The 13,478-nt window shown below is 59.3% G+C and carries 11 protein-coding genes and 1 pseudogene; 6 read left to right on the top strand and 6 right to left on the bottom strand.

Annotated features, from left to right (window positions below; genetic code table 11):
• Positions 1–61 precede the first annotated feature (61 nt).
• From AC4IHP_RS13075 to AC4IHP_RS13060, 4 genes are all read right to left on the bottom strand, one after another.
• A complete protein-coding gene (locus tag AC4IHP_RS13075) occupies positions 62–457 on the bottom strand; it encodes a DUF1090 domain-containing protein (RefSeq protein WP_016772779.1) in 396 nt (131 codons plus the stop codon).
• Positions 458–554: 97 nt separating this feature from the next.
• Positions 555–2,231 (bottom strand): NAD-dependent DNA ligase LigB, encoded by a 1,677-nt coding sequence (gene ligB, locus AC4IHP_RS13070; protein WP_490831860.1) that lies wholly within the window; start codon positions 2,229–2,231, stop codon positions 555–557.
• A 221-nt stretch (positions 2,232–2,452) separates the two neighbouring features.
• On the bottom strand, positions 2,453–3,643 hold the full coding sequence (metK, locus tag AC4IHP_RS13065) for a methionine adenosyltransferase (RefSeq protein WP_083353741.1): 1,191 nt from the start codon (positions 3,641–3,643) through the stop codon (positions 2,453–2,455).
• Positions 3,644–3,661: 18 nt separating this feature from the next.
• The gene (locus AC4IHP_RS13060) at positions 3,662–4,657 is read right to left on the bottom strand and encodes an ArsR/SmtB family transcription factor (protein ID WP_490831859.1); all 996 of its coding nucleotides are present in this window, start codon (positions 4,655–4,657) and stop codon (positions 3,662–3,664) included.
• Positions 4,658–4,916: 259 nt separating this feature from the next.
• On the opposite strand from AC4IHP_RS13060, the gene tkt reads away from it, so the two are divergent.
• The 6 genes from tkt to fba all read left to right on the top strand — a co-directional run bounded on the left by tkt (position 4,917) and on the right by fba (position 11,266).
• Complete coding sequence (gene tkt / locus AC4IHP_RS13055; protein ID WP_460122015.1) at positions 4,917–6,914, top strand: transketolase; 1,998 nt, start codon at positions 4,917–4,919, stop codon at positions 6,912–6,914.
• 150 nt (positions 6,915–7,064) lie between these two features.
• Positions 7,065–8,117, top strand: coding sequence for an erythrose-4-phosphate dehydrogenase (epd, locus tag AC4IHP_RS13050; protein WP_490831858.1), 1,053 nt, complete (start codon positions 7,065–7,067; stop codon positions 8,115–8,117).
• Between the two features lie 12 nt (positions 8,118–8,129).
• On the top strand, positions 8,130–9,293 hold the full coding sequence (locus tag AC4IHP_RS13045) for a phosphoglycerate kinase (protein WP_460122012.1): 1,164 nt from the start codon (positions 8,130–8,132) through the stop codon (positions 9,291–9,293).
• A 34-nt stretch (positions 9,294–9,327) separates the two neighbouring features.
• Complete coding sequence (locus AC4IHP_RS13040) at positions 9,328–9,549, top strand: hypothetical protein (RefSeq protein ID WP_042606606.1); 222 nt, start codon at positions 9,328–9,330, stop codon at positions 9,547–9,549.
• Positions 9,550–9,606: 57 nt separating this feature from the next.
• Positions 9,607–9,939 carry an MliC family protein gene (locus AC4IHP_RS13035; protein WP_490831857.1) on the top strand — a complete coding sequence of 111 codons (333 nt, stop codon included), beginning with the start codon at positions 9,607–9,609 and terminating at the stop codon, positions 9,937–9,939.
• A gap of 262 nt (positions 9,940–10,201) precedes the next feature.
• Entirely contained in the window at positions 10,202–11,266 is a 1,065-nt protein-coding gene (gene fba / locus AC4IHP_RS13030; protein ID WP_008081027.1) for a class II fructose-bisphosphate aldolase, read from the top strand.
• A gap of 62 nt (positions 11,267–11,328) precedes the next feature.
• Here fba and AC4IHP_RS13025 read toward each other — a convergent pair whose 3' ends face one another.
• Positions 11,329–11,679, bottom strand: a complete 351-nt coding sequence (locus tag AC4IHP_RS13025; RefSeq protein ID WP_490831856.1) for a hypothetical protein — start codon at positions 11,677–11,679, stop codon at positions 11,329–11,331.
• A gap of 365 nt (positions 11,680–12,044) precedes the next feature.
• Positions 12,045–13,469: pseudogene (locus tag AC4IHP_RS13020) on the bottom strand (IS1182 family transposase).
• Positions 13,470–13,478 lie beyond the last annotated feature (9 nt).

Genomic DNA, 13,478 nt, shown 5'->3' with positions numbered 1-13,478 from the left:
GTTCATGTGGGAGCGAGCCTGTTCGCGAAAGCGCTTTGCCATTCGCCACGAAACCAAAATCTTACTTGTCGATCTCGTCCAACGCTTCCTGCAGTTCCTTGCGCGACTCGGCGAGCTTCTCCTTGCGCTTGTTGATCTTCTCCGGATCGCCCTTCTTCATGGCCTTGTCGAGATCCGCCTGACGCTGACTGACTTCGTGCTTGGCCTCAAGCACCTTGTTCTCACGTTCTTTTTTCAGCCCGGCGTCGGTGCAGTGTTCGTTCACTTCACGCAGTGCGGTTTCCAGACCGGCCTGCTGCTCCATGTTGCCGCGGGATTTGGCCTGCTCGATCTGATTGATGATGCCCTGCTTCTTGGCAGCGCAACCGGTCAGGCCCGGGCCGTCTTCCTCGGCCATGACCGGGGCGGCCATGACGCCGCAAAGAGTAAGCAGGGCGAGCGGTGCGAGAAATTTCATAAAAGCTCCATGTGCAAAGGCAATCGGGGTGGGAGGGCACTGCGCTGTTGGAGCGTCTGGCCGGCCGTTGGGTTCCCGCCGGGCGGGGATTGCAGGTTCAGAAGCCGTCGATTCCGGCGGCTTTCAAAGTTTCACTCATAGCCACTACCTGCGGGTCGCGAAAGAATGCGCTCAGTTGCGCCGCGCGTCCCGGGCCGATGCCGGCTTCTGCCTGCCATTGTTCAGTGTCACGTTGTGCCAGGGCCTGCCATGAGTCGTCCAGTTGCGCCTGTCCGGTCGGCGGCATGCCCAGCGCTTTCAACCATTGAGCGAACGGCTGTTGCCGCGCGCCGTGAAAACTATGGATCAGACGTGCGCTGCTGCGCTCGCCGAGGCCGGCAATGTTAGCAAGCTCTGACGCATCGAGGGTCAGCCAATCCAGCAGGTGTTTCAGACGGCCTGTTTCCAAAAGTTTCTCCCAGGTGCCGCGTCCGACATGTTGCATCGCCAGACCCCGCTTGCCACTGAGCCAGGTCAGACGCGCAAGAAACTGGCTTTCACAGCCGGGTGTCGGTTGCCAGCAGCTCAGGGTGTGGTAGTCGGCGGCATTGGGGGCGCTGATGTCTGCCCGTTCGCTGGTGCGCAGCACGACACTGTCCAGGCGTGGGATGGTCAGCCCGGCCAGACTGATTGCCACCTGATCGCCGGGGCGGATGTCGAGGGTTTGCCAGCGCTTGAGCGAGCTGACACTGACCCGCTTGATTTCGCGGTCATCGAGTCTGACCGGCAGCAGTTCCAGCACCGGCGTGATCCGCCCGGTGCGGCCGATCTTGAAATTGACCTTACGCACTTCGGCCAATGCCTGGGCGAAAGGGTATTTCCAGGCAATCGCCCAATAAGGTGCCTTGGCCTGCCAGCGCTCGGCGGGTGGCCGTTGGCTCTGACGCAGCACCACGCCGTCGCTGGCAAAGGGCAGGGGCGAGCGATACCAGTGCTCGCGCCATTTTTGCGCGTCTTCGAAATGGGTGATGGGCTGCGTATAGGGCTCAGTGGCAGCGAACCCTAATGCCTGGAGTTCTGCCAGGCGTTCGGAAAAATCGATCGGACCTTGTGGCCAGTCCCAAACGAACAGCCCGATTCCGGCAGCCTGTTCAGCATCAAGGGATTTGCGGCCCATCAGCCCGGCCACGGTGGCGCGGGCATTGAAGCTGCCGGACTGTGATTGAACATGCGCATTGAGGCGCCAATAGAGTTCGCCCTGTACCAGCAGATCCCGTGGCTGCCTCAAACGTTGCGGAATGGCTGCGATCCTGCGCGCCGAGACGCTCCAGTCCTGGCCGTTGACCCCGTCACCGCGACTGATGGCCTGCTGCAATATTCCCTGGCGGTAGATCAGCGTGACAGCCACGCCGTCGACCTTGGGCTGTACCCAAACGTCCTGGCGATCGCGCAGCCAGTCGGCGACGTCTTCTGCTTTGTGCAATTTGTCCAGACCGGTCTGGGCGATGGGATGGGTGATCGTGCCGGACGCGGTGCGCAACGGCTGCGGTGATGACGGTTGGTTGAAGCAGGCTCGCCATTCTTTCAGCCGCAGCCGGGACTGGTCATAGAGTTCGTCGGCGATCAGCGAGCGACTTTCGCGGTGATAGGCGTCGTCCCATTGGTCGATCTGGTTTTGCAGGACGGTGATTTCGCGTTGTGCCTGGGGTAAGGGCCAGTTGGGGCAGTTGGCTTGGCTGACGAGGGTGATGAGTGCCAGCAGGAAGGCCAGCAACAGGCGCAGTGTGAAGAGCATCGTTGAGCGTCCTTGCTCGGGGGTAATGCTTGAAGGGTAGGTGAGGATTCGAAATGCGTTACCGGGGGTGTTTTTCGAGGTGTTTCCGGATTCTGAATTGACGTTGCATGGGCGGGCGCCTTCGCGAGCAGGCTCGCTCCCACAGGGATCTCAAAAATCTGTCAGGCATGAAAAAGCCCCGCACGGCGCGAACCGTGCGGGGCTTTTATGCAGCCAGGGTTTTACAGGCCAGCGGCGGAACGCAGGGCGTCGGCGCGGTCGGTTTTTTCCCAGGTGAACGTGGTGAAGCTGTCTTCGCCAACGGTCTTGGACTGCGGAGCACGGCCGAAGTGGCCGTAGGCTGCGGTTTCCTGGTACATCGGGTGCAGCAGGTCGAGCATGGTGGTGATCGCGTATGGACGCAGGTCGAACACTTCACGCACCAGTTTGATGATCTTGTCATCGCTGATCTTGCCGGTGCCGAAAGTGTTCAGCGAGATCGAGGTAGGCTGGGCCACACCGATCGCGTAGGAAACCTGAATCTCGCAACGCTCGGCCAGGCCGGCCGCAACGATGTTCTTGGCCACGTAACGGCCAGCGTAGGCAGCCGAACGGTCAACCTTCGATGGATCCTTGCCGGAGAATGCGCCGCCGCCGTGACGGGCCATGCCGCCGTAGCTGTCGACGATGATCTTGCGACCGGTCAGACCGCAGTCACCAACCGGGCCGCCAATGATGAACTGGCCGGTCGGGTTGATGTGGAACTGGGTGTCCTTGCTCAGCAGTTCGGCAGGCAGTACGTGCTTGACGATCAGCTCCATCACGCCTTCGCGCAGGTCTTTGTAGGAAACTTCCGGGTTGTGCTGGGTCGACAGAACCACAGCGTCGATGCCGACAACCTTGCCGCCTTCGTAACGGCAGGTCACTTGCGACTTGGCGTCCGGACGCAGCCAAGGCAGCAGGCCCGACTTGCGTGCTTCGGCTTGCCTTTGTACAAGCTGGTGCGAGAAGGTGATCGGCGCTGGCATCAAAACGTCGGTTTCGTTGCTGGCGTAGCCGAACATCAGGCCCTGGTCGCCGGCACCCTGATCTTCAGGCTTGGCGCGGTCGACACCCTGGTTGATGTCAGGGGACTGCTTGCCGATGATGTTCATCACGCCGCAGGTGGCGCCGTCGAAGCCGACTTCGGAGCTGGTGTAGCCGATGTCGCAAATCACGTCACGAACGATCTGCTCCAGGTCGACCCAGGCACTGGTGGTCACTTCACCGGCAACGATGGCCACGCCGGTCTTGACCAGGGTTTCCACGGCCACGCGAGCGTGTTTGTCCTGGGCAATAATGGCGTCCAGCACCGCATCGGAAATCTGGTCGGCGATTTTGTCCGGATGTCCTTCAGACACGGACTCGGAGGTGAAGAGGGAGTATTCGCTCATCTCGATGTTTTCCTGAATTTACCGATGGTGAGTGTCGCCAGCCGGTCGCTGAAAGTGGCGAACCTGGATCTGGAAACCATTACGTAAGCCTACATAGAGGCTTTCCCCGGGAACGAGTCCCGCAGCGGTGGCCCAACGGGCCAGATCGTCCTGTTCAAACCCCAACCAGAGATCACCGCAGGCCTCCCTGGCCCAACTCTGGTTGTGGCTACATAACTCTGTCACGAGCAGGCTACCGCCCGGTTGCAGCAGATCGGCCATGTGCCTGAGCGCATCGGCCGGGGCGGCGAAATGGTGCAGCACCATGTTCAACACCACGCAATCGGCCGTAAGGCTTGTGCCGTTCAATGCATCGGCCAATTGCAGGCTGACGTTAGCCAGCTCTTTACGTTCACACACCTGACGCGCCAGTTCGAGCATCGCCGGGCTGTTGTCCAGCGCGGTTACGGTGCCGAAGCGACGGGCCAGTTCCGGCAGAAAAGCACCATCGCCGGGGCCGACTTCAATGGCCGTGGCTGCACCATCGAAGTTCAGTTTGTCGAGCAGGGCCAGCACGCTGTCACGGTACTGCGGCAGGCCTGCGATCAAGTCTTGCTGGGCACGGAATTTTTCCGCGACCCGGGCGAAAAAGTCCTGACTGGCGGCGGCACGCTGTCCGTGGACCTGCTCGATGCGCGCTTGCACTTCGTGTGGCAGATCCAGGTTGTCGACTTCTTCTAACAATGCCGCGTGCAGCTTGCCGCCGAGCAATTCGCTGTGGGGCAGGGCGCGACGATAGAAAATCGCGTTACCTTCACGGCGTGTCGCCACCAGATCGGCTTGCGCCAGCACCTTGAGGTGATGGCTCATGCCCGACTGGCCGATGCCGAAAATCAGTGCCAGCTCCAGCACGCCGAACGAATCGTTGGCCAGCGCGCGCAAGACATTCAGCCGCAACGGATCGCCGCCGGCCTTGCACAGGGCCGCCAGCTCGTCGCAATCGTCATGGCGAATGGAAGGCACGCGTAAGTTCATAGGGCTGGCAGTCTAGAGACGGGGGCAAGACACCGCAAGGCCAATATCAAAAAGTTTTGATATTGCTCGATAAATGGCACTTCTCAGCGGACGGTAGTCTCTACAAACGAATAGCGGAAAGGTTTCACCAGGCGAAACCTGTGCTATCGATTGGAAAAACGCCTGCCGATGACTATCTGTCATTGCCCCGAGGCGCATGGGTGAGGGAAAATGCCCTCCTTTTTTCCGTTTCAGTCTATTCACACCCAGGAGATCAGCGATGCCTAGCCGTCGTGAGCGTGCCAACGCCATTCGTGCCCTCAGCATGGATGCCGTGCAAAAAGCCAACAGCGGCCATCCCGGTGCCCCTATGGGTATGGCAGATATTGCCGAAGTGCTGTGGCGCGACTTCCTCAAGCACAACCCGAGCAACCCGTCGTTCGCCGACCGTGACCGCTTCGTGCTGTCCAACGGCCACGGCTCGATGTTGATCTACTCGCTGCTGCACCTGACCGGTTACGACCTGTCGATCGACGACCTCAAGCAGTTCCGTCAACTGCACAGCCGCACTCCAGGCCACCCGGAATTCGGTTACACCCCGGGCGTTGAAACCACCACCGGCCCGCTGGGTCAGGGTCTGGCCAACGCCGTCGGTTTCGCTCTGGCTGAAAAGGTCATGGCGGCGCAGTTCAACCGTCCCGGCCATAACATCGTTGACCACCACACCTACGTGTTCCTCGGTGATGGCTGCATGATGGAAGGCATTTCCCACGAAGTCGCCTCGTTGGCCGGCACGCTGGGCCTGGGCAAGCTGATTGCCTTCTATGATGACAACGGCATTTCCATCGACGGCGAAGTCGAAGGCTGGTTCACCGATGACACGCCGAAGCGCTTCGAAGCCTACAACTGGCAGGTGATCCGCAATGTCGACGGTCACGATCCGGAAGAGATCAAGACCGCCATCGAAACCGCACGCAAAAGCGCCCAGCCGACCCTGATCTGCTGCAAGACCACCATCGGTTTCGGTTCGCCGAACAAGCAGGGCAAGGAAGATTGCCACGGCGCCCCACTGGGTGACGCGGAAATCGCCCTGACCCGTCAGGCGCTGAACTGGAACTACGGCCCGTTCGAAATCCCGGCCGACATCTATGCCGAGTGGGATGCCAAAGAAGCAGGCCGCGCAGTGGAAGCCGAGTGGGATCAGCGTTTCGCCGCCTACTCTGCGGCATTCCCGGCTGAAGCCAACGAGCTGATCCGTCGTCTGAGCGGCGAACTGCCGGCCGACTTCTCGGAAAAAGCCTCGGCCTACATCGCCGAAGTCGCGGCCAAGGGCGAGACCATCGCCAGCCGCAAAGCCAGCCAGAACACCCTCAACGCGTTCGGCCCGCTGCTGCCGGAAATGCTCGGCGGTTCGGCAGACCTCGCCGGTTCCAACCTGACCCTGTGGAAAGGCTGTAAAGGCGTCAGCGCTGAAGACGCCAGCGGCAACTACATGTACTACGGCGTGCGCGAGTTCGGCATGACCGCGATCATGAACGGCGTCGCCCTGCACGGCGGTCTGGTGCCTTACGGCGCGACTTTCCTGATGTTCATGGAATACGCGCGCAACGCCGTACGCATGTCGGCTTTGATGAAGAAACGCGTGATCCACGTCTATACCCACGACTCCATTGGTCTGGGCGAAGACGGCCCGACGCACCAGCCGATCGAGCAGTTGACCAGCCTGCGCAGCACGCCGAACCTCGACACCTGGCGCCCAGCCGATGCCGTGGAATCAGCGGTGGCCTGGAAAAACGCTCTGGAGCGCAAGGACGGCCCGTCGGCGCTGATCTTCTCGCGGCAGAACCTGCAACATCAGGAACGCGACGCTGGCCAGATTGCCAACATCAGCCGTGGCGGTTATGTGCTCAAGGATTGCGCAGGCGAGCCTGAGCTGATCCTGATCGCCACCGGTTCGGAAGTCGGTCTGGCGGTTCAAGCCTTCGACAAACTGACCGAGCAGGGCCGCAAGGTTCGCGTGGTGTCCATGCCGTGCACCAGCGCGTTCGATGCTCAGGATGCGGAGTACAAGCAGTCGGTTCTGCCGTTGCAGGTCAGCGCACGTATCGCCATCGAAGCGGCCCACGCCGATTTCTGGTTCAAGTACGTGGGGCTGGAAGGCCGCGTGATCGGCATGACCACCTACGGTGAGTCGGCGCCGGCTTCGGCTTTGTTCGAAGAGTTCGGTTTTACCCTGGAAAACATTCTCGGTCAGGCTGAAGAGCTGCTGGAAGACTGATCCAGAAAAGGTGTTGTCTGAGCTGACGCCTTCGCGAGCAGGCTCGCTCCCACATTGGAATGCATTTCCCTGTGGGAGCGAGCCTGCTCGCGAAAGCGTACGCTCAGGCGCCATCGCACTGCATGATTCACCACGGTAATCGAGAACCCCATGCCTCAACCGCGTCCCTACAAAGTTGCACTCAACGGCTACGGCCGCATTGGTCGTTGCGTCTTGCGGGCGTTGTTCGAGCGCGGTGCGAAGGCCGGGTTTGAAATTGTCGCGATCAACGATCTGGCCGACATGGCCAGCATCGAATACCTGACACGCTTCGACTCCACCCACGGCCGTTTTCCCGGCGAAGTGCGGGTTGAAGGCGATTGTCTGTATATCAATGGCGACTGCGTGAAGGTCTTGCGCAGTGCCACCCCCGAAGGCATCGATTGGGCGTCGCTGGGCGTCGATCTGGTGCTTGAGTGCTCCGGCGCTTACCACACCCGTGCCGATGGCCAGCGGTTTCTCGACGCCGGCGCGCCGCGCGTGCTGTTCTCGCAGCCGATGGCCAGCGAAGCGGATGTCGATGCCACCATCGTCTACGGCGTCAATCAGGACTGCCTGACCGGCGACGAATTGCTGGTGTCCAACGCCTCGTGCACCACCAACTGCGGCGTGCCGCTGCTGCGCCTGCTCGATCAGGCGATTGGTCTGGATTACGTGTCGATCACCACGATTCACTCGGCGATGAACGATCAGCCGGTGATCGACGCCTATCACCACGAAGACCTGCGCCGCACGCGTTCGGCGTTCCAGTCGGTGATCCCGGTGTCCACTGGTCTGGCGCGTGGTATCGAGCGTCTGCTGCCGGAACTTGCAGGGCGAATTCAGGCCAAAGCCGTGCGCGTGCCGACAGTCAACGTGTCCTGCCTCGACATCACGATGCAGACCGCCACCGCGACTGACGCCAACGAGGTCAACCGGATCCTGCGCGAAGCCGCCACCAGCGGCCCGCTCAAAGGCCTGCTGGCCTACACCGAGTTGCCGCACGCCAGCTGTGATTTCAACCATGACCCACATTCGGCCATCGTCGATGCCAGTCAGACCCGTGTTTCCGGCCCCAAACTGGTGAACATCCTGGCCTGGTTCGACAACGAATGGGGTTTTGCCAACCGAATGCTGGACGTTGCAGACCACTATCTGCAAACAGCAACTTCAAAAAAACCGTAGGAAGTGCGACCCATGACCGTGTTGAAGATGTCCGACCTCGATCTGCAAGGTAAGCGCGTATTGATCCGCGAAGACCTCAACGTCCCCGTCAAGGACGGTGTTGTCACCAGCGACGCGCGCATCCTGGCTTCGCTGCCGACCATCAAGCTGGCCCTGGAAAAAGGCGCGGCAGTGATGGTCTGCTCGCACCTGGGCCGACCTACAGAAGGCGAGTTCTCCGCCGAGAACAGCCTGAAGCCTGTCGCCGACTACCTGAGCAAAGCGCTGGGCCGTGAAGTGCCGCTGGTGGCTGACTACCTCGGCGGTGTCGAGGTCAAGGCTGGCGACATCGTGCTGTTCGAAAACGTGCGCTTCAACAAGGGCGAGAAAAAGAACGCCGACGACCTGGCCCAGCAATACGCGGCCCTGTGCGACGTGTTCGTGATGGACGCTTTCGGCACTGCTCACCGTGCCGAAGGTTCGACCCATGGTGTAGCCAAGTTCGCCAGAGTCGCCGCTGCCGGCCCGTTGCTGGCCGCTGAACTGGACGCGCTAGGCAAGGCCCTGGGCGCGCCGGCCAAGCCAATGGCGGCCATCGTCGCCGGCTCCAAGGTCTCGACCAAACTCGACGTGCTCAACAGCCTGAGCCAGATCTGCGATCAACTGATCGTCGGCGGCGGCATCGCCAACACTTTCCTCGCGGCCGCCGGCCACCCGGTTGGCAAATCGCTGTACGAACCGGACCTGCTCGACACCGCCCGTGAAATCGCGGCGAAAGTCAGCGTACCGTTGCCGGTTGATGTGGTGGTGGCCAAGGAATTTGCCGAAAGCGCCGAAGCGACCGTCAAGCTGATTGCTGACGTTGCGGCTGACGACATGATTCTCGACATCGGTCCGCAAACCGCCGCCAATTTCGCCGAGTTGCTGAAGTCGTCGAAAACCATTCTGTGGAACGGCCCGGTCGGCGTGTTCGAGTTCGATCAGTTCGGTAACGGCACCAAGGTGCTCGCGCAGGCCATCGCCGAAAGCTCGGCATTCTCCATTGCCGGCGGTGGCGACACCCTGGCGGCGATCGATAAATATGGCGTGGCTGAGCAAATCTCCTACATTTCCACCGGTGGTGGCGCGTTCCTCGAATTCGTCGAGGGCAAGGTGCTGCCTGCCGTTGAAGTCCTGGAAAGCCGGGCCAAGGCCTGAGGCCGCCCGTTTGGCCAGGCAAAGGAGTGTTCACATGGTCAAGTCGTTAGCGCTGTTGTTGCTGAGCGGTACGCTGGCGGCCTGCGGGAGTACCCCGAAGGCCGACGCGACGCCAGCACCGAGCGAGCCGCAGAAGGGCTGTTACCAGGCCGACTGGCAGGCCGAAACCAACCCGGTGCTGAACAAGCGCTCGGGCCCGGACGGCCTGGACAAATACGAGACGCAAACCCCGGTCAAGGAACATGGTTGTCCTTGACGGGTCTGACTCTTTAACTCAGGGCTGGCGGCGTGCGCCGTCAGTCGAGGAACACGGATGAAAGGCTTGATCGCCGTTGCGGCGTTGGCATTGTTGGGTGGCTGCGCGCAGTTGAACCTGTTTCAGTCGTCCGCCCCGGTGGATAACTGGACGACCTGGACCTGCGACAGTCAGGCCAAGGTGTTGTGGCGTTACGCCGATGCCGGCCAGAAGGAAGTCGACGTTCGCCTCGGCGGCGGTGATCAGGTCTATCGCCTGAAAGAAGAGCCGGGCGCCTCGGGCGCGCTGTACAGCGACGGCATGCTGGCGTTTCACGTCAAGGGTGACGAAGGCCTGGTGTACTGGGTCGCCACCAATGACCTGATTGGCCGTGGTTGCAAGGCCGAGTAACACGATTGAATTGATGTACAGAGATCCAAATGTGGGAGCGAGCCTGCTCGCGAAAGCAATCTTGCCGTCGATGATGCAGTGTCCGTCAGACCGCTTTCGCGAGCAGGCTCGCTCCCACAGGGGGTCCCTGTTGTTCACACAGTTTTGGTAACACCGAATCACCAGACCGGGCCTAACCCCCGATCTGCATTAACTTGAATAGCCGCCGCCGCTCCGGCAGGCTGGCACGATCAACGACCCTCAACCGGGAGAGACACACACAATGGCACTTATCAGCATGCGCCAGATGCTGGACCACGCAGCCGAGTTCGGCTACGGCGTTCCAGCTTTCAACGTCAACAACCTTGAGCAGATGCGCGCCATCATGGAAGCCGCTGACAAGACTGACTCCCCGGTCATCGTCCAGGCTTCGGCCGGCGCCCGCAAATACGCCGGCGCGCCATTCCTGCGTCACTTGATCCTGGCCGCGATCGAAGAATTCCCGCACATCCCGGTGTGCATGCACCAGGACCACGGCACCAGCCCTGACGTCTGCCAGCGTTCGATTCAACTGGGCTTCAGCTCGGTGATGATGGACGGCTCGCTGGGCGAAGACGGCAAGACCCCGACCGACTACGACTACAACGTCCGCGTTACCCAACAAACCGTGGCCATGGCGCACGCCTGCGGCGTCTCGGTAGAAGGCGAGCTGGGCTGCCTGGGTTCGCTGGAAACCGGCATGGCCGGTGAAGAGGACGGCATCGGCGCTGAAGGCGTTCTGGATCACAGCCAGATGCTGACCGACCCGGAAGAAGCCGCTGACTTCGTCAAGCGCACCCAGGTCGATGCCCTGGCCATCGCCATCGGCACCAGTCACGGCGCCTACAAGTTCACCAAGCCACCTACCGGCGACGTGCTGGCGATCGACCGTATCAAGGAAATCCACAAGCGCATTCCGAACACCCACCTGGTGATGCACGGTTCGTCCTCCGTACCACAAGAATGGCTGGCGATCATCAACCAGTACGGCGGCGACATCAAAGAAACCTACGGCGTCCCGGTTGAAGAAATCGTCGAAGGCATCAAGCACGGCGTGCGCAAGGTCAACATCGACACCGACCTGCGCCTGGCGTCCACCGGCGCCATGCGTCGCCTGATGGCCACCAACCCGAGCGAATTCGACCCGCGTAAATTCTTCGGCGCCACCGTGACCGCAATGCGTGACGTGTGCATCGCGCGTTATGAAGCGTTCGGTACTGCCGGTAATGCTTCGAAGATCAAACCGATCTCGCTGGAAGCGATGTATCAGCGTTATCTGAAGGGTGAGTTGAACGCCAAGGTTAACTGAGCCTGAGCGTTGAGCTGATTAAAAAGAAACCCGCCGTGAGGCGGGTTTTTTGTGTTCTGGTCTTACCCTCTTGTGAAGTTCATATTGTAGGTTTTACCCACATTCGGCCCGCCTGCGTTAACCTTAACAGTGCCGTTCAACTCATTATCGTTGCCGTCGGGCGATTTCAAGCTGATGGTGAGTGAACTGTCTCCGTGTCCATATTCATCTCCGTCTGAGGCTTTTGCTTTTGCTTGAAGATTAAAAGACCTGGAATTTTTCGCGGTATAGCTACCGGTGACTTTAAAGTGAAGCCCGTAATAGTTCATTTTCCCATTATTTAACTGTCCGCCTTGTTGGCTTAGGTCATCAAAAGTAAGTGTGGCGGGATTGCTTTCGCCTGTATCAGAGACGGTTCCTTGGAAAGTAAGCATTATCTTCTTCACCTTTTGCTCGCGATATTTAAGGCTCGGGTTGAACTTCAGTCCGAAGTTGGTTTTCCGGGATCACGTTGATGAGGTTAGGTGGAAGTCTGTTTTTTGTAACCTGACAGAAATGACAGTTTTATATAGTCATTCGCGATATTCTTTTCAGGTATTTCATAAAATCAGTATAAGAGCAGTAATTTAAACAGGCCTGTCGGTAACGTATAGAGGCAGTGTATTTGGATGTATTAATCTCTGATAAATAACCCGCCAAAACAGACTGTGTGAAAACGCACTGATGGTGGTTCCAGCAAACGCCCCGACTTGTTCGGGGCGTTTGCTTTTGTGCTCACAGCAAAACGAAAAAAGGCGTTTCAGCCCATCAGCGCCATCATCTGGCGCGCGCCCAACACGTTAATTGCTCTTTTCAGGTTGTAGGCGTTCACCGCCAAGGCCATTTCAGCTCTCGCGCCTTCAAGCTGTCGCAGCAAGAAGCGAGCGTTACCAAATAACCACTGTTTAAGGTTGCCAAAGGGATGTTCGACGATGGATCGTCGGCTGACCATCATTTCGGGACGCGCCTGCATTCGCTGCTCCATTCGCTCGAAAGCCTGTTCGTGCAGATGACGCGAGATGTATCGGCGTTTGGCGTCGGTGCACTTCGCTTTAATCGTGCAGCTTGCGCAGTCGCTGACCTTCGCTTGGTAGATCCGGCCTTTGTTGCTGATCTGCTTAAAGATCAGCCATTTTCCGGCAGGGCATTGATATCGATCTTGCGACGCATCGTAGGCAAATGCTGTTCGATCGAAAAATATCTGTTCCTTGCCGCAGGAGTTGAGTGATCGCGCCACAGGCACATAAGCCGTGATGTTCTCATCCTCACATACCTGGAACTGCTTGCCATTGGAATAGCCCGCATCCGCGGTGACCGTCAGTTCATCCTGCGAAAGTTGTTCCTTGGCGGCCTTGGCCATCGGTTCAAGTTGCTTGCGATCATCGCTGTCCTGAGTCACTTCATGATGCACGATCATGCAGTTTTCAGCGTCCACGGCTGTCTGCACGTTGTACCCGACCCGAGGCCCTTTGTGCGTTAGCAGCATTAGCGCATCGCTTTCGTGGGTATTGAATTGCTCAAGCTCCATGGATTTCATCAGCGCCTGGCACGTCAAGTTATTGGAATGCCTGACTTCAAGTTGCGCCAAAGTCGCCTTGATTGCATTGCGGTCAATCTTCTCGCCGGCTTCGGTTTTATCTGCCTCGTCCAGCTCTGCCAAATAGTGGGCGATGCGCTTCTCCAGCTTCTGCTCTTGATGTTGGAGCCGCTTCAAATTCATATGACGCCGTGAAGAGGCGACCGCCTGAAATTTGCTGCCATCAATGGCCACCAACTCGCCGGTTATCAGCCCCGCTGTGCGGCAAAACTGCACGAAGGCCCGGCACGTCGCGATGAAAGCGGCTTTGTTGTCTTTACGGAAATCGGCGATGGTCTTGAAATCAGGCTTGAGTCGATTGATCAGCCACATCACTTCGACGTTGCGCTGTCACTCGGCTTCGAGCCGTCGTGATGAGCGAATCCGCTGGAAATAGCCGTAGAGGTAGAGTTTGAGCTGATCCGCTGGATCGTAAGAGGGACGGCCGGTGCTTTGGGGAAGTGCTTTATCAAAGCCCAGTCGAGCCAGATCCAGCTTGGCGACGTAAAGATCGATAACGCGAACGAGGTGATCCTCGGGAATCAACTCTTCCAGCGAGACCGGAAACAGGCTGGTCTGGCTGCGGGACTGTCCCTGGATGTAGGCCATAACGAAAAA

Source organism: Pseudomonas sp. UF-293 (genome assembly GCF_058245595.1).
This window is presented reverse-complemented; position numbering and strand designations above follow the sequence as displayed.